Raw genomic sequence first — 22,579 nt, 5'->3', positions numbered from 1 at the left:
TTGTCTCAGCCATGGGCGAGTTTGAGCTGATCCGCAATTTCTTCGCCGCCGCGCCTTGTGCGCAGGGCGGCGAAGGCGTTGCGCTGGGGATCGGCGATGACTGCGCCTTGCTCGCTGTTCCCCCCGGGGAGCAGTTGGCAATCTCTACCGATACGTTGGTGGCCGGTGTGCATTTCGCCGACCCCTGCGATCCGTTTCTGCTCGGTCAGCGCTCGCTGGCCGTTGCGGTCAGCGATCTGGCCGCCATGGGCGCCACGCCCGTTGCCTTTACCCTTGCCCTGACTGTACCGACGGTGACCGCCGATTGGCTGCAAGCCTATGCCCTCGGTTTGAACCGCATGGCGCAGAGCTGCGGCGTTGCGCTGGTGGGCGGCGATACCACGCGCGGGCCGTTGAGCCTGACGGTGACCGTGTTTGGTCGCGTGCCTGCGGGTCAGGCGCTGACTCGTAGCGGTGCGCAGGCGGGCGACTTGCTCTGTGTCGGTGGCGAACTTGGTAATGCGGCCGGCGCCTTGCCGCTGGTGCTCGGTCAGCGTGACGCCGAAGCGAACGTCGCCCAACCGCTGCTTGATCATTACTGGTCGCCACAACCGCAACTCGCCCTCGGCCAGGCCCTGCGTGGCAAAGCCACCTCGGCGCTGGACATCTCCGATGGATTACTCGCCGACTGCGGCCATATCGCGCTGGCCTCAAAGGTCCGACTTGAGATTGAACGCGAGCGCGTACCGCTGTCGGATGCATTAGTGGCGTTTCTCGGTCAGCGCGGCGCCGAGCGTGCTGCGCTGAGCGGTGGCGATGATTACGTGCTGGCGTTCACCTTGCCGTCTGTCGAGTTGCCGGCGCTGCTGGCCAATGGCTGGCCGATCCATGTGATCGGTCGAGTGTCCGAAGGTCAGGGCGTGGTCCTGCTGGATCGCGAAGGTCACGACATCACCCCGCAAATCCGGGGTTATCAACATTTTCAGGAGACACCGTGACAGATCACCCGAAACAGGTTCCGGCCGAATTCGTTCCGCCGTCGGTCTGGCGCAATCCCTGGCATTTCCTCGCGTTCGGCTTCGGTTCCGGCACCTTGCCCAAGGCGCCGGGAACGTGGGGCTCGCTGGTTGCGCTACCCTTTATCCCGTTATGGCAGATGTTGCCCGACTGGGGTTACTGGCTGATGCTCGGGATCACCATGCTGTTCGGCTTCTGGCTGTGCGGCAAAGTCGCTGACGATCTGCGGGTACACGACCACGAAGGCATCGTCTGGGACGAAATGGTCGGGATGTGGATCACCTTGTGGCTGGTGCCGGAAGGCTGGTACTGGTTGCTCGCGGGTTTCCTCGTATTCCGTTTCTTCGACATTCTCAAGCCATGGCCGATCCGCTGGATCGACCGGCACGTGCATGGCGGCGTCGGCATCATGCTCGACGACGTGCTGGCCGGCGTGTTCGCCTGGCTGGCGATGCAGGGACTGGTGTGGATTTTCGCCTGAGTCCAAGGGATATCAGGGTCAAGTGAGGGGACTAGGGATGGCTCGACGCTGGTTGGCGCTAGTGGTTTTGGCTTTGCTGAACTCCGTGGTGGGTGCGCAGGAAGCTGCGCCGACGCCGGCGGTCATCCATCTGGCCAGCGAAGACTGGGAAGACTACACCGCCGCTGACGGCCATGGCCTGGGCTGGGACGTGCTGCGCAAAGTGTTCGAACCGGCCGGGGTCAAGCTGGACATTCGCAGCGTGCCTTACACCCGCTCGGTCGGGCTGGTGCAATTGAAGGAAGTCGACGCGCTGGTCGGCTCCTACCGTGACGAAGCCGAGCAGGTCCTGTACCCGCACTGGAATTTCGATTCCGACCATATTTACGCATTGGGCCTGGCGAGTAATCCGGCGCCTACCGAAGCGACGCTGGGCAAGTATCGCCTGGCCTGGGTGCGCGGTTATCGCTACGAAAACTTCTTGCCGAATATCAAGCGCTACAACCAGATCGAGCGGCGTAGCGGGATCCTGTCGATGCTCAAGCAGGGGCGGGCGGATTACTACATCGATGCGCTGACCGAGATTGAAGCCGTGGTGAAAACCGCAGCCGATCCGGCGCAGTATCGCTATTCACACCTGGCCGAGCTGCCGCTGTTTCTCGGCTTTGCCGACACGCCACAGGCGCGAGCGCTGATGGCGCTGTATGACCAGCGTATGGAGCAGTTGGTGAAGAGCGGCGAGTTGAAGCCGATCTTCGAGAAGTGGCAGCAGCCGTATCCGTTCAACTCGAACTGACCACTTACCCCTGTGGGAGCGAGGCAACTCAGTTGTTATCAAACTTTTTGATCGTTATGCCCGATAATTCAGCCTAAGCGCCGGTAGGAACCTGCTGTTACAATGCCGGCCTGCGAATTTTCAGACTCTTTAGATCAGGAGCACACCGGTGCCTGTCGTCTTTGTCGCCGCTTCCAAGCTGCCAACGCCTTTTGCGCAATTCACCATGCACGGTTTTCTCGATGAAGCCACCGGCCGCGAGCACGTCGTGCTGAGCCTGGGTGAAATTGCCGACGGTGCCCCGGTACTCGGCCGGTTGCACTCCGAATGCCTGACCGGCGATGCCTTGTTCAGCCAGCGTTGCGACTGCGGTTCGCAACTGGAAGGCGCGCTTAAAGCCATCGCCCGTGAAGGTCGTGGTGTGTTGCTGTACCTGCGTCAGGAAGGTCGTGGCATCGGCTTGTTGAACAAGATCCGTGCCTACGAATTACAGGATGGCGGCGCCGACACCGTTGAAGCCAACGAGCGTCTGGGCTTTGCCGCTGATCAGCGTGACTACGCCATGTGCCTGCCGATGCTCGAGCATCTGGGCGTGAAATCCCTGCGCCTGATGACCAACAACCCGCGCAAGGTTAAAGCCTTGACCGATATGGGCATTACTGTCGCCGAGCGCGTGCCGCTACACACCGGTCACAACCCCCACAACAAACTGTATCTGGCGACCAAGGCCAGCAAGCTCGACCACATGATGGGCAACGAGCATCAGGGCGAGGTCGATCGCGCGTGACGCGGGGTCAGGTGCGGCGCCGGTTATCGGTCGATTGGTGGAAATACCTCGCACTGGCGTTGGTGCCGCTGTTCGTACTCAACGCGTTGTTCGGTCAGGGCGAAGGCATTCTTCCTGTGCTGGCGATGCCGTTCTTTATTGCCGGCGTGGCATCGATGTTTGTCAGCCTGAAATTTTTTGGCCGTTATAAACATGCGCTGATCGCCACGCAAAAAGCCCTCGATACCCCGGATGAACCGGCCGCGTGGATTGCGCTTGCAGCTCGTCGTCGTGCGGCTTTTCTCGTGGCAGCCTTGCCGGCGTGGATCGGCGCACTGGCGGTGTTTGTCGGTCTTGAAGCCGTACCGTTGATGCTGTTGGCGTTGTCCACGGCGGTGCTGTTTTATCTCTACCGTATCCCGCGTCAACTCGGCTGATGCGCCGCCTCTGGCTGGCGGTTCTGCTGCTGGCCGTCTCGACTCCGGTGCTGGCGGGCCTGCGGGTGGTCAGCCTCGCGCCGTCCCTTTCTGAAATTGTCGTTGAGCTGGATTCGGCAGATCTGTTGGTCGGTGTGCTTGATGCCGGTGAGCGGCCAGCGGCGATTGCCAGCATTCCTTCTGTCGGCCGCTATGGTCAGCTCGATATGGAGCAGTTGCTGAGCCTCAAACCTGACTTGTTGTTGCTGTGGCCCGGCAGTGTCGGCCCGGCGCAGCGTGATCAACTGAAGCGCCTGGGCATCCCGACCTTCGTCGCCGAACCGCATTCTTTAGAACAACTCACCACCCAGATTGAAGCCATTGCCGTGCAATTGGGGCGACCGGAGCGTGGGGTGAAACGGGCGGCGGCGTTGCGCCAACGACTCGTGGAGTTGCGCCAGCGCTATCGCCGGGAAGTGCCGTTGCGGGTCTTCTATCAGGTCTGGGACAAACCGCTGTACACCGTCGGTGGCGGGCAGATTATCAGCGATGCGCTTGAGGTGTGCGGGGCGCGCAATGTGTTCGCCGACCTGAGTCTGCCGGCGCCGCAGGTGAGTATTGAGGCAGTGTTGCAGCGCGACCCTGAAGTGATTCTGGCGAGTGATCAGGCGCAACTGAATGCGTGGAAAGCCTGGCCACAGGTGGCGGCGGTGAAGCAGGAAAAATTACTGTTGGTCACCGACAAAGGTCTCGAACGCCCAAGTGGCCAAATGATCAACGCTACCGCCAAACTCTGCCAATTGATCGCGCCTGACCGCTGAAATTGCGGTGACTTCTTCGCGAGCAGGCTCGCTCCCACAGGAGGATTGCATTCCAAATGTGGGAGCGAGCCTGCTCGCGAAGGGGTCAGTCAAATCACCGAAGATTCAAATCAAAGCTGGGGAGTCCAAGTCACCCCAAACATCCACACCCGACCTTCCTCGCGATAACCGTACTGGCTGCCGTCATAGCTGTAATTCGCCCGGCTGTAACCTTTGTCGAAAACATTATCGACCTTCAGATCCAGCTTGATCTCGCGGTTCAACGCCCAACTGCTGCGCAAGCCGAACAACGCATAACCACCCAGCGGGTTTTCATTTTTCAGGTCGTCATAACTGCTGCTGACCGCCTGCCAACTGGCACCGAGGCTGACTTGATCAAATTGTCGATCCAGATCCCAACTCAACGTGCGCCGCGCACGCCGGGCCAGGGTGTGGCCAGTATCACGGTCGCGCGGATCAATGATCGATACGCCAAGGTTGCTCTGCCAGTCGAACAGTTCCTGTTTCAGTGCCGCTTCAAAACCGTTGATCCGCGCCGACGCGACGTTCTCCGGGCGTGAATTGCTGCCGAAGATGATCGCGTCTTCCAGGTCCGTACGGTAAATCGACGCCTCGAGACGGCTGCTGTCGCTCAACTGGCTGCGCCACTGCAACTCATAGCTTTTCGAGGTTTCCGGTTTCAAATCCGGGTTGCTGAAGTCGGGGTAGTACAGATCGTTGAAAGTCGGCGCACGAAAGCCTTCGCTATAGCTCAGCAACAGGTCGTTGTCCGGGTTCAGCGGCAATGTGAACGTGCCGCTCCAGGTGTTCTGGCTGCCGAATTGCTGGTTGTCGTCGTGACGCAGACCCAGTTCCGTGGAGAAGCTGTCGGCCTGATAGCGATGCTGGATGAATGCGGCGCGGTTCCAGCGGCTGTCTTCGTCGAATGCGGTGCTGCTGTTGACCCGGTCTTCGTACCAGTCGCCGCCGAGAATCAGGCTGTTGCGTGCGTCCAGCGTCAGATCGTTCTGCCAGTTCACCGAGTCGCGGTAGGTGTTGAACACCGTGCGTTCGTCGCTGAGCTTGTCGAGGCTCTTCTCGCGGTTCTCGGTATGGCCGAATTCGATCCGGGTTTTCCAGGTTTCGTTGACCCGAGCATCGACGTAACTGCTGACACTGCTGACGTTGAAATCGCTGTAGGGCTGCTGTTGGACCGATTCGAAGGTGTTCATGTCGAAGCGGCCGAACGGGTTGTCGAACTCGTTCTTGCCGCGGTTATCCAGCAGATTGGCGCCGACTTCGATGTCATCGCTCAGCGCATGGCTGAGGCTCAGGCTAACGGACTCATTGCGGTAGGCGTCGTGATCGGCATCGCTTGGGTACGACTGGTGAGTACGGTCACCTCCGTCGGTTTCATCAAGGCTGGCACCGAGATTGAAGCGGGTTTTCTCGTCGCCCCCGGACAAGCCGAGGCTGCGCTCCCAGGTCTGGTTGCTGCCGAAACCGACGTGCATCCGTGGCTGCAAACCTTGCTCAGTGCCGCGCCGGGTGAAGATCTGAATCACCCCGCCAATCGCATCGCTGCCGTAAATCACCGAACGCGAACCGCGCAGCACTTCCACCCGCTCGATCTGCTCGATGTTCAGATGCTGCAGGTTGCTGTCGCCGGAAGTGGAGCTGCCAATGCGCTGGCCGTCGACCAGCACCAGACTCTGCGCCGACTGCGTGCCGCGAATGTAAATGCCCGGCAGACTGCCACGTCCGCCGGCTTGCGCCACTTGCACACCAGGGACGCGACGCAGCAGGTCCGGCACGTCACTCGGCTGCAGGCGGTCGATGTCTTCGCGGGTGAACACCGTGTTGGCGGCGCTGCTGTCGTTGCGGGCTTCGACCTGGCGGTTGGCGGAGATCAGCATGTCGGGCAGCTTCAGGGCTTGCTCACGTTCGAAGGTGTCGGCGAGGGCGTTGGCGGCTGGCAGCAGGAGGAAGGGCAGGGCGAGGCGCGAGAGGTTCATCGGTGGTCCGTTGACGCGTAGGGCGAATTCAATTTTGAAAGTTCATAAACCACTGTGGGAGCGAGCTTGCTCGCGAATGCGGTGGGTCAGTCATGAGTGAGTCGACTGACAGTCCGCATTCGCGAGCAAGCTCGCTCCCACAGGGTTTTGCACAGGTATTGCGATTACTTGTTGAGCAATTCCAGACGCTCACGAATCGACGCTTCGATCCCTGCCTCATCCAGCCCGCACTCGGCCAGCATCTGCGCAGGCTTGGCGTGTTCGACGTAGACGTCCGGCAAGCCCAGATGCAGCATCGACTTGAGGATGTTCTCCCGCGCGAGGAATTCACTGACCGCGCCACCGGCGCCGCCCATGATCGCGTTCTCCTCGATGGTCACCAGCAACTCATGACTGCCGGCAATCTCGCGCACCAGCGCTTCATCCAGCGGTTTGACGAAACGCATGTCGACCACGGTGGCATCGAGTTTTTCAGCCACCTTCAGCGCCTCGGCAAGTTGCACGCCGAACACCAGCAGAGCGACTTTGCTGCCCTGGCGACGGACGATGCCTTTGCCGATTTCAATCGGCTCGAGGTCTTTGTCGATCGTCGCGTTCGGGCCGGTGCCGCGTGGATAGCGCACAGCTGCCGGGCCGTTGTACAGGTGGCCGGTGGTGAGCATTTTGCGCAGTTCGTTTTCATCACTCGGGGTCATGATGACCATGCCCGGGATGCAACGCAGGTAGGACAGATCGAAGCTGCCAGCGTGGGTCGGGCCGTCTTCGCCCACCAGGCCGGCACGGTCGATGGCGAACAGCACGTCGAGGTTCTGCACCGCGACGTCATGCACCAACTGGTCGTAACCACGCTGCAGGAACGTCGAGTAGATCGCCACTACCGGTTTTGCGCCTTCGCAGGCCATGCCGGCCGCGAATGTCACCGCGTGTTGCTCGGCAATCGCCACGTCGAAATAGCGCAGCGGGAAACGTTCACTGAACGCCACCAGATCCGAGCCTTCCTTCATCGCCGGGGTAATCCCGACCAGACGCGGATCAGTAGCAGCCATGTCGCACAGCCACTCGCCGAACACGGCCGAATACTTCGGCCCGCCAGTCTTTGTCGGCGCTGCGGCCGGGGCGTCCAGTGGTTCGAGTTTGGTGATCGCGTGGTAGCCGATCGGGTCGACTTCCGCCGGGGCGAAACCCTTGCCTTTCTTGGTGACGATGTGCAGGAACTGCGGGCCTTTCAGATCGCGCATGTTGCGCAGGGTGGCGATCAGGGTTGGCAGGTCGTGGCCGTCGATCGGGCCGATGTAGTTCCAGCCCAGCTCTTCGAACAGGGTGCCGGGGACCAGCATGCCTTTGGCGTATTCTTCAGTACGACGGGCGATTTCCCAGGCGCCGGGCAGGCGCGACAGGACTTTCTTGCTGCCCTCACGCATGCTCGCGTAGGTGCGGCTGGAAAGGATCTTCGCCAGATAATTCGACAGACCACCGACATTGCGCGAGATCGACATGTCGTTGTCGTTGAGGATCACCAGCATGTTGGCGTTGACTTCCGGCGCGTGGTTCAGCGCCTCGAAAGCCATGCCGGCGGTCAACGCGCCGTCACCAATCACCGCGATTGCCTTGCGATCGCTGTTCTGCAGGCGGGCGGCGATGGCCATGCCCAGTGCAGCGCTGATCGAAGTGCTGGAGTGGCCGACGCCAAAGGTGTCGTACTCGCTCTCGGCGCGACGCGGGAACGCGGCAATGCCGTCCTTCTGGCGCAGGGTGCCCATGCGCTCGCGGCGACCGGTGAGGATCTTGTGCGGATACGCCTGGTGCCCGACGTCCCACAGCAGACGGTCGTCCGGTGTGTCGAAGACGTAATGCAACGCGATGGTCAGCTCGATCACGCCCAGGCCGGCACCGAAATGCCCACCGGTCTGACCGACCGTGTAGAGCAATTCCAGGCGCAACTCATCGGCCAGGGTTTCCAGCTCGGCTTCGCCTAACCGGCGCAGGCCGTCCGGCGTGTTCGCGCGGTCGAGCAGGGGCGTGGTCGGGCGCTTGCGGGGAATCTCATGAAACGTCGTGGGCATCAGGCGAATCGTTATAGGTATAGAAGATGCGGCAGTTTACCTGATGCATCGCCCCCTGCCCACGCGTTGGTCTTTTTTGGCGGATACGCCGTCAGTTGCGCCGCTCGACGATATACCGGGCCAGCTCGCGCAAGGGCTCGGCGGCCGCGTCAAACGGTCGCAGGGCGTGCAGAGCCTGATCACGCAGTTCCAGCGCATAAGCCTTGGCGGCGTCGAGGCCGAGCAGCGCCGGGTAGGTCGGCTTGTCGCGGGCGATGTCGGCGCCTTGGCGTTTACCGAGGGTTTCGGTATCGCTTTCGACGTCGAGGATGTCGTCCTGCACCTGAAAGGCCAGACCGATGGCCTGTGCATAAGTCTGCAGGGCACGCAGTTCATCCTGCTCGGCACGGCCGCTGGCCAGAGCGCCGAGTTTGACGCTGACTTCGATCAGCGCGCCGGTCTTGTGCCGGTGCATCTGTTCAAGGGCTTTCTGATCGAGTTTGAGGCCGACCGAACCGAGGTCGATGGCTTGACCGCCGACCATGCCTGCCGGGCCTGCGGCATTAGCCAGCGCGGTGACCATTTGCAGGCGGATGTCACTGCTGCAATCGCTCAGGCGCGGGTCGAGCAGGGCACTGAAAGCCAGGCTCTGCAAGCCGTCACCGGCGAGAATCGCGCAGGCTTCGTCGAATTTCTTGTGGGTGGTCGGCTGGCCGCGACGCAGATCGTCGTCGTCCATCGCCGGCAAATCATCGTGAACCAGCGAATAAGCGTGGATCAGCTCAACCGCGCAGGCCGCACCGTTGGCTTGTTCAGCCTTGCCACCGAGCGCTTCGCACGCCGCGTAGGCGAGCAGCGGGCGCACGCGTTTGCCGCCATTCATCACGCTGTAGCGCATGGCTTCGTAAAGCCGCGCCAACTCCGGTAACGGCGCGTTGAACAGGGTTTCCAGAGCCGCGTTAACCCGAGTCTGGCTGCTCGCCGTATACGCCGCAATCATTCTGGCTGTTCCGCGTCGAAGGGTTCCTCGGCGAGTTCGCCATCGCGCTCCAGCAGCACCTGCACCTTCTGCTCGGCTTGCGCCAGCGCTGCCTGGCAATCACGGGTCAGACCGATGCCCTGCTCAAAAGCGGTCAGCGAGTCTTCCAGCGACAATTCACCGTTCTCCAGACGCTCGACCAATGTTTGCAGGTCGGCGAGGGACTGTTCGAAATCCAGTGCAGCTTTTTTGCGGGCCATGGCGGCGATTTCCGGTTGACGTTAAACCGGCGCGACACTAGCAGATAGGGGGTTTATGGGCAAATGAGCGGGGTGCGACCGGCCCTTTTTCCTGAGGCGATTCGGGATGGCTGAAACCTATTCGGCTCATTTTGTGAGCCGAATAATCTCTCTATTCGGCTCACGCCCCTTGAAAAGCAGGTTTCCTACAGCGATTGCACATGTATCCGATTGTTAAAAAACCGCCGAATCGCTAATCTTCGCGCCTTCTACGACCCTACAGTCACGGGTCTTTCAGACGAAACGCAGTTTTCACCGCTGTGAAGTACCGAGGATCGGGTGCAAGGTTTCGTTCAGGCATGGCAGGAGGCATTACATGCGTTCATTTCTTTGGCTACTGATCGGCCTGGCCTGCGCGCCCGCGCTGTCGGCCGCGCCGAGCGCTGAACTGTCGGAACCGGTGGGCGGCTGGCGCTATCACGGCTTGCTCGATCGCACGGAAAACCCGCAAGTCGCCTATCCCACGCCGCCGATTGATCGCGGCATTCAGCGCAATCGCACGATGATCCAGGGCCAGCTCAAGGCCATCGGCCATATGCGCCCGCCGCACAGCCTCGCTGTGAATGGCAATCCATTGAATCTGTACACCGACGACCAGGGCCGTTTCGCCCGGCCCTACGCGTTCGGCGCCGGCTCCAACAGCGTCGAAGTGATCAGCGCCCAAGGCCAGTCGCTCAAGCGCGTGCAATTTTATGAAGCAAACAATTTGCGCACGCCGGCGCGAATTCGTCTTGTCTTGGGCTGGGACGATCCAAAAGCCGAGCTCGATCTGCACATTGTCACGCCCGACGGTCAGCATGCGTTCTGGGCGCAGCCGGCGCTGAGTAATGGCGGCGGTCTCGACCCGGATGGCGTCGACGGCCCCGGCCCGGAAATGTTCACCATGACTGCGCCGCTGCACGGCACTTATCTGGTTTACGTCAACTATTGGGGCAACTTCGGCAACGGCGGCTATAACTTCGAGGAGACCAGCAACCAGAACGAGGTGATCACCTCGCAAATCACGCTGGTGCTCAACGAAAACACCGTCGACGAAAAACGCGAAACGTTCATCGTGCCCCTGCGGGCGATCGGTGATCTGCTGCTGGTCAAGACTTTCAACTATTAAGCATTCCGCCACGGATGAAATCCTGAGCTTTGGGAAATGAGCGAAAAGATGAGCGATAACACTGTTACTTCGGCTGCCGACACGCCAGCGGCCAAACCTTCGCGGCGCTGGCCCTTGCTGCTGGCCGGGTTGTGCCTGGTGGCCGGTGTAGCGGGTGGTTTTGGCTGGCTGCTGCTCAAGCCCAAGGCGCCGCCGGCGGAATTGGCCAGTGACAAGCTCGGCCTCAGCCGCCCGGATGCGTTGCTGGAAACCCGCTCGCTGAGTCAGTTGCCCAAGGACTTGCTGACGGTGCCGTTCCTCAAGGCCACGCTCACCGAAGATTTCGTCTTTTATTACGAAACCCACGCCGACCGCCTGGGGCTGATTGGCAGTCTGCGCCGGATCATTTACGAGCATGATCTGAAGTTGCAGGACAGCCTGATCGAGCAGCTTTTCGATCAACCGGCCGACGTTGCGTTGTGGCGTGGCGCGGATGGGCGCTTGAAGGATTTCCTTTTGGTGATGGATCGTGGTGGGCTGGCGAAACTGCTCGAGCCATTGGCAAAGGTTGCGCTGGATGACACGCAGCTCAGTCAGATGAGCGAACTCAAGGTCGGCGGCGACACTGTGCCGCTGTATCAACTGACCTATAACGCCAGCAAAGCCCTGTTGTTCGCCTCCCACGGCGACAAACTGGTGGTGCTGTCCAACCCGGCCAAGTATTACGACCCGGAAAGCGGCGCCTCCGAGGAATCCGGCCATGTCTCGCCACAAGCGCTGGCGGCGCTGCTCAATGGCGAAAAACTGTTCCCCGAAGCGTTCGGCCTGCCGGCGAAAACTCCGGAAACCAAGCAACGCCTGTCGGTCAACTCCAGCGTTCTGGCCATGGGTTATCAACGTTTCATCCCGAACTTCGCCGGGCTGCGCTTCGACATGGATGACAAGGGCTGGCACAGCTACCTCGCCATGGACGAACTGGACAACCAGCCCGACTTCGATTTCAAACCGGTCTGGCAAGCAATGCCGCTGGGCGCAAGTGCCTGCGTGACCCTTCCGGTCGCGGCCGAACCGCAAAAACCATTGCTGGTGAAACTCGGCGCTGAAGAAACCGTGGCGCAAACTCTCACCGAACACGTGGCCGGCGCGGCAGGCCTGTGCTGGTACGCCGATTCGCGGTTGTACACGCCATTGCTGGTGGCCAGTCTGAAAGACGAGGACAGCAGCAAACTCGACGGTGATCTTGGCAAACTGTTCGGTTCGATGGTCGGTGCATTCGAAGCCAACGTTGAAGTAAACGTGTTCCCGGTAGTCGAGAAGCAGGAAGGCCAGAACCACGTCTGGCAGCGTCAGGTCAGCTCCAACTTCGGCCCGTATGCGGCGAAAACTGCGGAGAACCCGGACGCGATTTCCGGCAAGGCTTTCATGAAGGTCAGCCTAGCTCGCCACGGTTCGACGCTGCTGTTTTCCCTCGACGACAAACTCGTCGACAAGGCCCTCGGCACCCTCGACAAACGCTTCCCGCCGATGGCCGACGTGTTGCCCAAAGACGTGCTGATGCCGATCTATTTCGGCCCGGATTCGATGGCGCAGCTGATGCAGCAAGAAACCCTCGATAGCCTGCCGCAGGACATGGAGCCGGTGTTCTACAACGCCGCGCAAACCTATCTGATTCCGAAGCTGCGCACCCTCGGCGGCTACGGCAAGTACGCGCTGACGCTGCCGGAAGGCAGCGAGCCTGACGGCCACTGGCAATGGTTGCCGCTGGAATGGAAAGCGCTGTGACGACACTGATCCGCAGCCTCGGCCTGCTCGCGCTGTTGCTCAGTGCGGGCGCCCGCGCCGTTGAAGCACCCGCACTCGATCCGGCGCAATCCCAGGTGTTTCGCGCCTGGTTCGTGCGCATCGCTCAAGAGCAGTTGAGCCAAGGCCCAAGTCCGCGCTGGTATCAGCAGGACTGTGCCGGGCTGGTGCGTTTTGCCGCTAACGAAGCGCTGAAAGTCCACGACGACAAATGGCTGCGCAGCAATGGCCTGTCCAATCGCTATTTGCCGCCGGAGCTGTCGCTCAGCAATGAGCAACGCAAGCTCGCCCAGCAATGGCAGCAGGGCGGCGGCAAGGTCGGGCCGTACGTCAACGCGATCAAACTGATTCAGTTCAATAGTCATCTGGTCAGCCGTGACGTCTCGCAGGCACGGCCCGGTGATTTGATGTTTTTCGATCAGGGCGACGACCAGCACCTGATGATCTGGATGGGCCGCTACATCGCCTATCACACCGGCACCACCACCCCCACTGACAACGGCATGCGTTCGGCAAGCCTGCAGCAACTCATGACATGGAAGGACACCCGATGGATACCCGACGCAGCCAACCCCAACTTCATCGGCGTCTATCGACTGAACTTTCTCTCCCAATGACCGGTGCCCGCATGTTGCGACTCTGCTCCCGAATTCCTTTGCTGCTGGCGCTGTTGCTGCCAGTGGCTACCGTCAGCGCCGAAGATTCGGTCGAGCCGAGCGGCTACACGCCGGTCTCGGGTGAAAGCTTTTTCCTGCTCGCCGACAGCAGTTTTGCTGCTGATGAACAGGCAATGGTCCGTCTCGAAGCGCCGGGCCGTGACTATCGTCGTTTCCGCATGGAACCTTACGGCGGCGCGGATATTCGTGTGTACCGCATCGACAAACCGCTGGATTTCCTCAAGCGTCAAAAGAATCTGCATCGCGTGGTCAGCGACGGCCAGTTCAAGGGTGAAGGCCTGTCCAACACCCTCGCGTATCTGTGGGACAACTGGTACCGCAAATCCCGACGGGTGATGCAGCGCGCGTTCTCTTATGAATCGCGCAAACAGGTCACCGAAGAAGTGCCGGAACTGAAGATGGGCAACGCCATCGCAGCGCCGACGCCGTACGACGCGCAGCCGCAATTTGCGCTGATTCCGGGTCTACCGGTGGTCAGCCAGTTCCGTTATCCGCTGTGGCAGGCCAAGCCGATTCAGCCGCCGGAAGGGGTCAATCTGGCCGGGTCTTCGAGCGATTTCGTCAGCGTCGCGCCGGGTAACGTTTATATCCCGTTGGGCAATCTGAAGCCGGGTCTGTACCTGGTCGAAGCGCTGATCGGCAAGTACCGCGCAACCACCATGGTGTTCGTCTCCAACACCGTCGCGGTGAGCAAGATTGCCGGTGATGAATTGCTGGTCTGGGCCGCGCGCAAACACGAAGGCAGTTCGGTACCGAAGGTCAATGTGCTGTGGACCGACGGCCTCGGCGTGATGAGCAGCGGTGCCACCGATACTGACGGTTTGCTGCGCCTGAAACACGTCAGCCCGGAGCGTTCGTTCGTCATCGGCGAGGACGAAGAAGGCGGGGTGTTCGTCTCCGAGAACTTCTATTACGACAGCGAAATCTACGACACCAAACTCTACGCGTTCACCGACCGGCCGCTGTATCGCCCAGGTGATTGGGTGTCGCTGAAAATCGTTGGTCGTGAGTTCAAGAATGCGCGGGACTCGGTGTTGCCGGGTGCTGCAGATGTCACGGTCAGCGTGCTTGACGCCACAGGCACTGAGTTGCAACACCTCGACCTGAAGCTCGATTCGAAGGCCGGCACTCAGGGCCGCTTCCAGTTGCCGGACAACGCTGTGGCCGGTGGTTACGAGATCCGTTTCAACTATAAGGACCAGGCTTACAGCAGCGCTTTCCGCGTGGCCGAGTACATCAAGCCGCACTTCGAGATTTCGCTGAATCTGGCCAAGCAGGATTACCGCACTGGCGAGCCGGTCAAAGGCAGTCTGCTGTTGCTGTACCCGGACGGCAAACCGGTGGCCAACGCCAAGTTGACCCTGAGCCTGCGCGCCCAGCAACTGTCGATGGTCGACAACGAGCTGCAATACCTCGGGCAATTCCCGGTGGAGCTGACCAGCACCGAACTGACCACCGACAGCAAAGGCAATGCGAGCCTCGACCTGCCGGCCGCCGACAAGCCGAGCCGCTACATGCTCACCGTGTTCGCCAGCGATGGCGCGGCGTATCGGGTCAAGACCACCAAGGAAATCCTTATCGACCGTGGCGCGGCGAGCTTCCGTCTGAGTGCGCCGCAACGCTTCAGCGCGGTCGGCGACAAAGTCGCATTCAGCTACGCCAACGAGGGCGGCACCGAGCAAAGCAAAGCGGTGACGCCGAGCACCTATGGCTGGGTACGTCTGGAAGACCAGAGCACCGGTGAAGGCAAGCTCGCGGCGACTGACAAGGGCTTCAGCATGGCCTTCGAACGCCCGGGCACTTACAACCTGACCTTGAAAGATCAACACGGTCGCGTCCTCGGTGCCACGGGGCATTCGGTCACTGGCGACGGCGTCAAAGCGGTACCGGGCACTGTGGAAATCGTCCTCGACAAGCCTGAGTACAAGGCCGGCGATGAAGCGCTGGCGCTGATCACTTTCCCGGAGCCGGTCAGTGATGCGTTGCTCTCGCTGGAACGCGACAAGGTCGAAGCCACCGCGCTGCTGGCCAAGGGCGGCGACTGGTTGAAACTGGAAAAACTCAGCGACACCCAATACCGCGCGCGCATTCCGGTGAAGGACAACTTTGCACCGAACCTGACCTTCTCCGTGCTCTACACCAAGGGCGGTCAGTACAGCTTCCAGAACGCCGGGATCAAAGTGGTTGCGCCGCAAATCGACGTGGCGATCAGCACCGACAAAGCGGTGTACCTGCCGGGCGACACGGTCACGGTTGATCTGACCACCCAGTTCGCCGGCAAAGCGGTTCCGGCGCATCTGACCGTCAGTGTTGTCGACGAAATGGTCTACGCACTGCAACCGGAAGTCGCGCCGACCATCGACCAGTTCTTCTATCACCCGCGCCGTAACAACGTGCGCACCAGTGCCAGCCTGTCGTTCATCAGTTACGACGTCGCGTTGCCGGGCAGCCCCGGCGCACCGGGCAAAGCCAACCGCAGCGAGCGCGGGGTGAAAGTGCTGGAGCGGCCGCGTCGTGAGGACGTCGATACCGCTGCGTGGCAGCCAGAGTTGTTGACCGGGGCCGACGGCAAAACCCGTTTCACCTTCAAGATGCCGGACTCGCTGACCCGCTGGCGCATCACCGCGCGGGCAATTGCCGATGATGGTCAGGTCGGGCAGAAGAAGCAGTTCGTGCGTTCGGAAAAACCGCTGTACCTGAAGTGGAGCGGGCCGAGCAAATTCCGCAAGGGTGATCAGCCGCAACTTGGCGTGTTTGCGTTCAGTCAGGCCGAGAAACCGGTCAAGGCTGAACTGGTGACTCACTATGCGGGCGCCGAACAGCGTCTGCCTGTGACCCTGAACAACGGCATCAATTATTTGCCGCTGCCGGCATTCACATTGGCTTCCGGCGAATGGACGGCGGAGTTGGTGCAGGACGGCAAGGCCGCCGACTCTCTCGCCGTGCGCCTGAGTGCGACCGGTGACGGCTGGCAAGTCACTCAGACTCAAAGCCTCGACGTGGCCAGCGGTGACACACCGTTGAGTCTGCCGGCCGACGCCACCGATATTCGCCTGCGTCTGGATGACAGCCCGCAAGCGTTGTTCCGCTCGGCACTCGATGATCTGCTCAGCTATCCGTACGGCGGCGTCGAGCAGACTGCCAGCCGTTTGCTGCCGTTGAGCATTGCCTATCCATCGCTGGCATCGAATCCGCAGATTCGTGATCGCTTGCGTCTGATCATGCAGAACAGCCGTCTGCGTCTGGTGCAAATGGCCGGGCCGTCGGCGAGCTTCACCTGGTGGGGCTACGACGGTGAACCGGATGCGTTCCTCACGGCTTACGCTTACTACGCCGACTGGAACGCTAGCCAGGTGCTGGAATTGACCTTGCCGCCGGAACATTGGCAGCGAGTGCTGGAGGTCTACGCCAAGCAAGCGCCGAACACACCGTTGCTGCAGCGCGCGCTGATTCTGTCGTTCGCCAAGCAGATGCATTTGCCGGTGAACACCTTGCTCAGCGGCTTGATGGAGGATCTGGCCAAGGCCGGTGAAGGCAACGCCGAAACCCTGATGGACGACGGCGAAGACAGTCTGGTGATGAGYGACCCGGATTCGGCGCTCGGTCTGGCGGCGGCGCGGGTGTTGACCGCTGCGTTGGCCACGCAGTCGAAGGTTGCCTTGCCGGAAACGTTCAATCGTCAGGTGGGGGCTGCGCAACAGCGTCTGGCGGTCAGTTCGCAGCCGTTCGCCGAGGCGCTGAACCTGTCGCTGCAAGCATTCGATCAGGCGCGTGCTACGGCGTTGTTGCAACGTTTGCTGCCGCAGCAATCGACCCTCGAACGTGCGCTGGCGCTGACCTGGCTGCAACGCAGCATCGCCCAGGCGTCGCCGACCATTGCACTGACGCCGGGTGAAGGCTGGAAGAAGAACTACGGAGCCAGCGGCGAGATGTACTGGACGTGGCAGGGCGCGACGCCAGTGCCGAGCGTGTTGTCGGTGTCCGGTACGCAGGAGCGTCCGCTGCGCGCGGCGTTGAGTTTCCAGACCCAGCAAGCGGCAGTCGATCCGATGGCCGTGACCATTACCCGTCGCCTGTCGCGACTGGTGCCGGGCGACGAAGCGTTCACCTTCAAACTGGAGCCGATCGGCAGCAAGCCGCTGTCCAGCGACAGCCTGTATCTGGACGAAGTGATCCTCACCAGCAAAGCGCCGAAACCGCTGCGCTACGGCATGCTCGAAGTGCCGCTACCACCGGGCGCCGATGTCGAGCGCACCACTTGGGGCATCAAGTTGCAGGGCAAGGACGGCACCGAGCCGACCGCGCTGGAGAAGGCGCGCTTCGAACCGGGTCAACTGGCGTACGCGGTGCCGGTCGATGCGTTGAGTGGTGAGTTGCGCCTGCGCCATCTGGTGCGCTTCTCGCAGAAGGGCCAGTTCAACCTGCCGCCGGTGCGCTTCAAGCAAGTCTACGCGCCGCAGCATCAGGCCCAGGAAGCGAAAGCCGCCCTTGGTCAGGTCACGGTCAACTGACATGAGCCGGCCGCTGCTGTGGCTGCTGATGTGTGTGATACCTGCGCTGGCGACGGCGCAGGATGAGCCGTTGCGCGTGGCCTATAAGGGCGAGTTGTTGTCGCTGAGTCAGACGCAATTGATCGCCCGCGAGCCCTTGCCGCCGACGCTCGATACCCCGTTGGGCAGTCTGTGGAAATTGTTCGTATACGCATGGCTGGTCGATACCGGTGCGCGTGAGCCTGCTTATGAATGTCGCGGACAGTCGAAGGAAGAGGTTTATTGCTGCTCGGCGGGTAGCAGGATCGAGCGTGATCAGGCGTTGGTGAAATCCTGCGGGTTGTACTTTGAGCCTGCGCGATTGGGGCTTTCTTCTGCCGACTGGCGCACGTATTGGCAGGCGCGGCGGGCGCCATCGTGGCTGCTGGATTTGCCGTCGGTGCAGCCGGCTCAACGGGTTTCCGTGATCGAGTTGTTGAAGGTCTTGGCTGCTTTGCCGGCGCAGGATCAAGCGCGTCGAGTGCTGCTCGATGTGGTGCTGAATGCGGCGGACGGTAATGTCGTCGGCGAACTGGGCGGGCGTTTGCGGGTGAAAACCTGGAGCTGGCTTGGCGATCAGGATCCGCAGTCGCGCCAGGGTGGTTTCGCCGGTTGGACCGCGGACGGATCTCCGCTCTGGGCGGGTGGGCGTGGTACCAGTCAGATGGTTTTGCGCCATTACGGACAGGCACTGGCGACGGTGTTGCCCGCCGCATGGCCGGCAGAAGCCGGGCGCTGTGTTGAAGTCGGGTTGTTCTCGCGCTATCCGCTCACGCGGGTTTTGGATGGTGAGCGGATGGTGACGTCCGGCCCGTTGCAGGGCGATTACCGCGTCGAATTCGCCAATGGCAACGCGCTGGATATCCACAGTGACGGCGAACTGTTTCTGCTCAACGACAAACTGGTCGCAAGGCTTGATCGCGAAGAATATGTAGCTCGCGTCCTTGAGCGCGAAGCCAAACCCGAACCCGCCGAAGCGGCCAAAGCGCTGGCCGTGGCAATCCGCACCTATCTGCTGCAAAACGCCACGCGCAACGGCGATTGCCTGAACATCGACGACAGCAGCAATCGCCAACGCGTCGCCCCGCGTCCAGCCTCGGCCGAGTCACGCAACATCGCGGCGTGGACGGCGGATCTGGTACTGGCCGGTAGCACCGTCACCTATCACTCCGATCAACCCGGCCCGGACAAACTCGCCTGGCAACAAGCCGTCGAGCAAGCTAATGCCGGTCAGCGTTACGACGCGATTCTGCTGCACGCCTATCCGCGCGCCAGCCTCAGTCGCTGGGACAATCCGGTCGCCTCCTGCGAAGCGCTGCCCGCCGCGCAAGACTGGCTGCAGAAACAGCGACGCGGCTGGCGCCCAAGACTGGAAAGTGAAACCGGCTACAACGAAGTCAGCACCTTCGCCGTGTGCAAACTGGCCTTCGGTAGGCCCTTCGTCGACCGCGAACGCCAACGCATCTACGTACGCGGCGTACTGACCCTGCAGGATCGCCTCGACCTGACCCACGAATATCTGCACCTGGCCTTTGAAGCACACCCCAACGGCCAGGATGAAACCTACATCGAAGGGCTCGCCCGTCACCTTTTGCTGGAATAGACCATGACACTCCGTTATCCACAGGTCTTGCTGCTGCTCTGCACCTTGACTGCGCTCTCGCCAGCCATCGCTGCCGACGGCGTCAAACTCGACACCCCGATCGGCGGCTGGCGCAGCGGCGCCCCCGAAGGCGAGGGTGAAAGCTTCCGCCAGACCGTCAATTACCCGGCCTCATCGGTCAACACCCCGGTCGGCCAGGCCAACACTGCCCGCATCAGCGGCGAGATCAAAGCTGCGCGGAAGGACAACGAACCCGGCCGCCTGATCGTCAACGGCGTGAGCATGCCGCTGAAAATCGACGACAGCGGCCGCTTCGACCGCCCGTTCTCCTTCCCCAACGGTAGCAACAGCGTCGAAGTACGCAGTCCCGACGGCCAGCAACGCCACCGCACGCAATTCCTCAATACCAGCGGCGGCGCCACCCCGGCAAAACTGCGCGTACTGCTGGCGTGGGACAGCGACGGCACCGACCTCGACCTGCACCTGATCACCCCTGACGGCGCGCACATTTGGTACGGCAACCGCAGCGCCGCCAACGGCGCCGCACTCGACGTTGACGTCACCACCGGTTATGGCCCGGAAATCTTCGCCATGCCGGCGCCGATCAAGGGGCAGTATCTGGTGTATGTGAATTATTACGGCGGTGGGTATCGCGGGGATGACGAGGGCGGGGATGAAGCGGTACAGGCACTGACTACGGCGCAGGTGACGGTGATTACTGAAGAGGGTACGCCGAGCGAGAAGATGGAGACGTTTCTGATCCCGATGCGGGCGGTGGGGGAGTTGACGTTGGTTAAGGCGTTCAGTTATCCGTGAGGGAATTGGGCTGCGGGTTGCTGCCCAATTTCAGGTCGCAGACATTGGACCGACTCAGGGCAGGAGCGAAAGACGGTCCTGCGCAACCTCGTAAGCAGCTTCTCTCTCTCGCTTCCCGATTGCGATTACAAACACCACAATCTCTTGATCAAGGACCTGATAGATCAGGCGATAGCCAGCGCTTTTCAGCTTCACTTTGTAGCAATCCGGGAGCTCGCGAAGTCGATTGGCTTCTATTCGAGGATTCTCCAATACCTCTGTGAGCTTCTTCTTGAACTGGTGGCGAACCGTATCGCCGAGTTTGTTCCACTCCTTTAAAGCACGACGATCAAATTCAAGGTTATAGGTCATCCAGACTTACCTTGACTCGTTGAGGTGCCGCGAGGCGTTCGGTGACTACGGCTATGAGTACTTCATCTTCCTCGCTGAGCAATGCTGCTTTGAAGGGTAGCTTGCCTCGCTCGGCGACGTATTGGAGTGTCTGACGCAAAAGCTCTGAGGGAGTTACTCCCAGCTTTTCCAGTTCGGCGAAGGAGCGCTGCTTCAGATCATCGTCGATGCGAATATTGATGGAGGCCATGATGAAATACCTGTAATGACGTTTGTCGTTACGGTACCAAGAGGCTCTTCTGTTCGACAAGCGCGAATTTATGTTTCAGACGGTAGGCCGGGTTTATTTCAGGCATTAAAAAGCCGGCTTGTGGCCGGCTTCTCGGGGACTGGCTTGGCCTATTTTTGGTAAGCCTTGCCAGCCTTCAAAACGTACATCCGGATCTGCGTCCGGCTGTGGGACTTGGTCAGACGTTGGTCTGCCGCGTCGGGCGCTGTCTGAGCCGCGGGGCGGGTCGATGCGCAAATGTGGGGCGCAGGATACTGAGTTTTGCTGTGGATTCCCAGCCTGAAGTGCGGTTTAGAGCGACCGCAGTCGAACAAATTCGAGATTTGTACCGATTATCAGGGCCTCATCGCGAGCAGGCTCACTCCTACAGGAGGCTTTGCAGGCCGTGAGATCATAGAAACGGCACCACCGGTCGCCGCTTGCTCACTGTCGACCACCAGAACACCCAGCCCAATATGTGAATCCTTTGCTCCTCGATCTGTGCCGGGCGGAACACTTCGTCCGGGTATTCGGCGTTGTTGTGGCTGCGCAGGCGCAGGCCGTTGCCGGGCATGCGGTGCAGGTATTTGATGCGCAGCATGCCGTCGTGTTCGATGGCGTAGATCTCACCGTCGACGACCTGGGTCAGGCTGCGGTCGATGGCGACGATGGAGCCGTCTTCGATGCGTTCGGCCATGCTGTTGCCGATCATGTGCGCGCAGATGGCGTCGGCGTGGCGGATTTCCAGTTGATCCAGTGGGGCACGCAGCAGGCGGATGGACAGGTCAGGGTCCTGGATGACGTGGGTTTTGTCGGAGCCGTTGGTCAGGGGTGTTTCTTTGAAGAAGGCCAGTTCGATGTCGTTGGGATGGATGAATCGATAGGACCCCTGGGGATCCTGAGCGTCAAAGCTGTCGCCATTGCTGGCTGGCGGAGTCAGGCTTGGCAGCTCTTTTGTGCCTTGTCCGGTTTTCAGCCATTCGCTGTTGACGGACAGCAGGCGTGAGACTTCTTCCATGCGATACGCCGGGACGCCCCGGGTGTACCAGTTGTGGACATTTTGGGCTTCCGTGCCCCAGAACTTTGCGAAACCCGTCGTCGAGATGTTCGCAGCTTCCAGGAGTGCCTTGAATCTTGGACCGCTAGTGTTCTTTCTCATAAACACGGAGTCTACGGCCGTGCCAGAGCGGTTTGAATAAACCGGGCGTTCAAAAACGGGCTGAATTTTGCGACGGGATGTAAGACGTTCTTGTGGGAAATTACACAAGATAAAACTTTTCTGTAGTCCGTCATAAACACTCTGTTTAAGGCGGCTTTTCCCGAGCACAAAAAACCCCGGATCAACCGGGGTTTTCTTCAAGCCTCACGCGTAGCGCAACTGCTTAGCCTTTGTAGGCGGCAACCGACTTGGTGATCGCTTCGCGGGCGGCGTCTGCACCGGCCCAGCCTTCGATCTTGACCCATTTGCCTTTTTCGAGATCTTTGTAGTTCGCGAAGAAGTGCTCGATCTGCTGGATCAGCAGTGGCGGCAGGTCGGTGTATTCCTTCACATCGACGTACAGCTGGGACAGCTTGTCGTGTGGTACTGCGATGACTTTGGCATCGCCGCCGCCGTCGTCGGTCATGTTCAGGATGCCGACTGGACGCGCGCGGATTACCGAACCTGGGGCAACCGGGTAAGGGGTCACAACCAGTACGTCGAGCGGATCACCGTCGTCAGCCAGGGTGTTCGGGATGTAACCGTAGTTGGCCGGGTAGAACATTGGGGTGGCCATGAAACGGTCAACGAACAGGCAATCGCTGTCTTTGTCGATTTCGTATTTGATCGGCGCGTGGTTGGCCGGGATCTCGATCGCGACGTAGATGTCGTTCGGCAGGTCTTTGCCAGCCGGAATCTTGCTGTAGCTCATTGGGCGTTGCC

20 protein-coding genes are annotated in these 22,579 nt (G+C 60.7%); 12 read left to right on the top strand and 8 right to left on the bottom strand.

The features are described 5' to 3' along the window. The first annotated feature begins 11 nt into the window (after positions 1 to 11). From thiL to AC1DVF_RS08475, 6 genes are all read left to right on the top strand, one after another. Entirely contained in the window at positions 12 to 977 is a 966-nt protein-coding gene (gene thiL, locus AC1DVF_RS08500) for a thiamine-phosphate kinase (RefSeq protein WP_460089063.1), read from the top strand. Then, positions 974 to 1,477 carry a phosphatidylglycerophosphatase A family protein gene (locus AC1DVF_RS08495; protein WP_007910933.1) on the top strand — a complete coding sequence of 168 codons (504 nt, stop codon included), beginning with the start codon at positions 974 to 976 and terminating at the stop codon, positions 1,475 to 1,477. Before thiL ends, AC1DVF_RS08495 begins: the two co-directional genes overlap by 4 nt. Positions 1,478 to 1,514: 37 nt before the next feature. Further along, positions 1,515 to 2,252 (top strand): substrate-binding periplasmic protein, encoded by a 738-nt coding sequence (locus tag AC1DVF_RS08490; RefSeq protein WP_477782311.1) that lies wholly within the window; start codon positions 1,515 to 1,517, stop codon positions 2,250 to 2,252. A gap of 148 nt (positions 2,253 to 2,400) precedes the next feature. Beyond that, positions 2,401 to 3,018, top strand: a complete 618-nt coding sequence (gene ribA, locus AC1DVF_RS08485) for a GTP cyclohydrolase II (protein ID WP_016984117.1) — start codon at positions 2,401 to 2,403, stop codon at positions 3,016 to 3,018. Next, the gene (locus AC1DVF_RS08480) at positions 3,015 to 3,434 is read left to right on the top strand and encodes a hypothetical protein (RefSeq protein ID WP_016984118.1); all 420 of its coding nucleotides are present in this window, start codon (positions 3,015 to 3,017) and stop codon (positions 3,432 to 3,434) included. Before ribA ends, AC1DVF_RS08480 begins: the two co-directional genes overlap by 4 nt. After that, on the top strand, positions 3,434 to 4,234 hold the full coding sequence (locus AC1DVF_RS08475; protein ID WP_116255922.1) for a cobalamin-binding protein: 801 nt from the start codon (positions 3,434 to 3,436) through the stop codon (positions 4,232 to 4,234). Before AC1DVF_RS08480 ends, AC1DVF_RS08475 begins: the two co-directional genes overlap by 1 nt. A gap of 110 nt (positions 4,235 to 4,344) precedes the next feature. Here AC1DVF_RS08475 and AC1DVF_RS08470 read toward each other — a convergent pair whose 3' ends face one another. From AC1DVF_RS08470 to AC1DVF_RS08455, 4 genes are all read right to left on the bottom strand, one after another. Continuing rightward, complete coding sequence (locus AC1DVF_RS08470) at positions 4,345 to 6,228, bottom strand: TonB-dependent receptor domain-containing protein (RefSeq protein ID WP_099757291.1); 1,884 nt, start codon at positions 6,226 to 6,228, stop codon at positions 4,345 to 4,347. Between the two features lie 164 nt (positions 6,229 to 6,392). After that, a complete protein-coding gene (gene dxs / locus AC1DVF_RS08465; RefSeq protein ID WP_477782310.1) occupies positions 6,393 to 8,291 on the bottom strand; it encodes a 1-deoxy-D-xylulose-5-phosphate synthase in 1,899 nt (632 codons plus the stop codon). 91 nt (positions 8,292 to 8,382) lie between these two features. Next, entirely contained in the window at positions 8,383 to 9,270 is an 888-nt protein-coding gene (gene ispA, locus AC1DVF_RS08460) for a (2E,6E)-farnesyl diphosphate synthase (RefSeq protein WP_099757289.1), read from the bottom strand. Next, entirely contained in the window at positions 9,267 to 9,509 is a 243-nt protein-coding gene (locus AC1DVF_RS08455) for an exodeoxyribonuclease VII small subunit (RefSeq protein WP_003228627.1), read from the bottom strand. Before AC1DVF_RS08455 ends, ispA begins: the two co-directional genes overlap by 4 nt. A gap of 355 nt (positions 9,510 to 9,864) precedes the next feature. Here AC1DVF_RS08455 and AC1DVF_RS08450 point away from each other — a divergent pair, with 355 nt between their 5' ends. Genes AC1DVF_RS08450 through AC1DVF_RS08425 form a run of 6 tightly spaced genes read left to right on the top strand, consistent with a single transcriptional unit; the run spans position 9,865 to position 20,060 of the window. After that, on the top strand, positions 9,865 to 10,656 hold the full coding sequence (locus tag AC1DVF_RS08450; protein WP_186621763.1) for a YfaP family protein: 792 nt from the start codon (positions 9,865 to 9,867) through the stop codon (positions 10,654 to 10,656). Between the two features lie 48 nt (positions 10,657 to 10,704). Continuing rightward, entirely contained in the window at positions 10,705 to 12,417 is a 1,713-nt protein-coding gene (locus tag AC1DVF_RS08445) for a DUF2138 domain-containing protein (protein ID WP_099757288.1), read from the top strand. Further along, a complete protein-coding gene (locus AC1DVF_RS08440; RefSeq protein ID WP_093434508.1) occupies positions 12,402 to 13,052 on the top strand; it encodes a DUF1175 domain-containing protein in 651 nt (216 codons plus the stop codon). The genes AC1DVF_RS08445 and AC1DVF_RS08440 overlap by 16 nt, the downstream gene beginning before the upstream one ends. Next, complete coding sequence (locus tag AC1DVF_RS08435) at positions 13,049 to 17,623, top strand: alpha-2-macroglobulin family protein (protein ID WP_477782309.1); 4,575 nt, start codon at positions 13,049 to 13,051, stop codon at positions 17,621 to 17,623. Before AC1DVF_RS08440 ends, AC1DVF_RS08435 begins: the two co-directional genes overlap by 4 nt. A 1-nt stretch (position 17,624) precedes the next feature. Further along, a complete protein-coding gene (locus AC1DVF_RS08430) occupies positions 17,625 to 19,244 on the top strand; it encodes a DUF2300 domain-containing protein (protein WP_477782308.1) in 1,620 nt (539 codons plus the stop codon). 3 nt (positions 19,245 to 19,247) lie between these two features. After that, positions 19,248 to 20,060: a YfaP family protein gene (locus AC1DVF_RS08425; RefSeq protein ID WP_099757285.1), complete on the top strand. Its 813-nt coding sequence runs from the start codon at positions 19,248 to 19,250 to the stop codon at positions 20,058 to 20,060. A 54-nt stretch (positions 20,061 to 20,114) separates the two neighbouring features. On the opposite strand, the gene AC1DVF_RS08420 is transcribed toward AC1DVF_RS08425, so the two are convergent. The 4 genes from AC1DVF_RS08420 to ppa form a co-directional block, all read right to left on the bottom strand. Beyond that, positions 20,115 to 20,411 (bottom strand): type II toxin-antitoxin system RelE family toxin, encoded by a 297-nt coding sequence (locus AC1DVF_RS08420; RefSeq protein ID WP_016984129.1) that lies wholly within the window; start codon positions 20,409 to 20,411, stop codon positions 20,115 to 20,117. Continuing rightward, positions 20,401 to 20,640 (bottom strand): type II toxin-antitoxin system RelB/DinJ family antitoxin, encoded by a 240-nt coding sequence (locus AC1DVF_RS08415; RefSeq protein WP_016984130.1) that lies wholly within the window; start codon positions 20,638 to 20,640, stop codon positions 20,401 to 20,403. The genes AC1DVF_RS08420 and AC1DVF_RS08415 overlap by 11 nt, the downstream gene beginning before the upstream one ends. 430 nt (positions 20,641 to 21,070) lie before the next feature. Then, entirely contained in the window at positions 21,071 to 21,817 is a 747-nt protein-coding gene (locus AC1DVF_RS08410; protein ID WP_093434520.1) for a S24 family peptidase, read from the bottom strand. Between the two features lie 223 nt (positions 21,818 to 22,040). Further along, a complete protein-coding gene (ppa, locus tag AC1DVF_RS08405) occupies positions 22,041 to 22,568 on the bottom strand; it encodes an inorganic diphosphatase (protein WP_003205933.1) in 528 nt (175 codons plus the stop codon). Between the last annotated feature and the right edge of the window lie 11 nt (positions 22,569 to 22,579).

This window comes from Pseudomonas sp. P4_D7 (assembly GCF_056401755.1).
This window is presented reverse-complemented; position numbering and strand designations above follow the sequence as displayed.

Bases quoted from the DNA above. Each gene is read 5' to 3' on its own strand.
- ispA (WP_099757289.1), bottom strand. From the start codon at position 9,270: ATGATTGCGGCGTATACGGCGAGCAGCCAGACTCGGGTTAACGCGGCT.
- AC1DVF_RS08420 (WP_016984129.1), bottom strand. From the start codon at position 20,411: ATGACCTATAACCTTGAATTTGATCGTCGTGCTTTAAAGGAGTGGAAC.
- thiL (WP_460089063.1), top strand. From the start codon at position 12: ATGGGCGAGTTTGAGCTGATCCGCAATTTCTTCGCCGCCGCGCCTTGT.
- AC1DVF_RS08490 (WP_477782311.1), top strand. From the start codon at position 1,515: ATGGCTCGACGCTGGTTGGCGCTAGTGGTTTTGGCTTTGCTGAACTCC.
- AC1DVF_RS08455 (WP_003228627.1), bottom strand. From the start codon at position 9,509: ATGGCCCGCAAAAAAGCTGCACTGGATTTCGAACAGTCCCTCGCCGAC.
- AC1DVF_RS08450 (WP_186621763.1), top strand. From the start codon at position 9,865: ATGCGTTCATTTCTTTGGCTACTGATCGGCCTGGCCTGCGCGCCCGCG.
- dxs (WP_477782310.1), bottom strand. From the start codon at position 8,291: ATGCCCACGACGTTTCATGAGATTCCCCGCAAGCGCCCGACCACGCCC.
- AC1DVF_RS08475 (WP_116255922.1), top strand. From the start codon at position 3,434: ATGCGCCGCCTCTGGCTGGCGGTTCTGCTGCTGGCCGTCTCGACTCCG.
- AC1DVF_RS08410 (WP_093434520.1), bottom strand. From the start codon at position 21,817: ATGAGAAAGAACACTAGCGGTCCAAGATTCAAGGCACTCCTGGAAGCT.
- AC1DVF_RS08415 (WP_016984130.1), bottom strand. From the start codon at position 20,640: ATGGCCTCCATCAATATTCGCATCGACGATGATCTGAAGCAGCGCTCC.
- AC1DVF_RS08440 (WP_093434508.1), top strand. From the start codon at position 12,402: ATGGAAAGCGCTGTGACGACACTGATCCGCAGCCTCGGCCTGCTCGCG.
- ppa (WP_003205933.1), bottom strand. From the start codon at position 22,568: ATGAGCTACAGCAAGATTCCGGCTGGCAAAGACCTGCCGAACGACATC.
- AC1DVF_RS08445 (WP_099757288.1), top strand. From the start codon at position 10,705: ATGAGCGATAACACTGTTACTTCGGCTGCCGACACGCCAGCGGCCAAA.
- AC1DVF_RS08425 (WP_099757285.1), top strand. From the start codon at position 19,248: ATGACACTCCGTTATCCACAGGTCTTGCTGCTGCTCTGCACCTTGACT.
- AC1DVF_RS08430 (WP_477782308.1), top strand. From the start codon at position 17,625: ATGAGCCGGCCGCTGCTGTGGCTGCTGATGTGTGTGATACCTGCGCTG.
- AC1DVF_RS08470 (WP_099757291.1), bottom strand. From the start codon at position 6,228: ATGAACCTCTCGCGCCTCGCCCTGCCCTTCCTCCTGCTGCCAGCCGCC.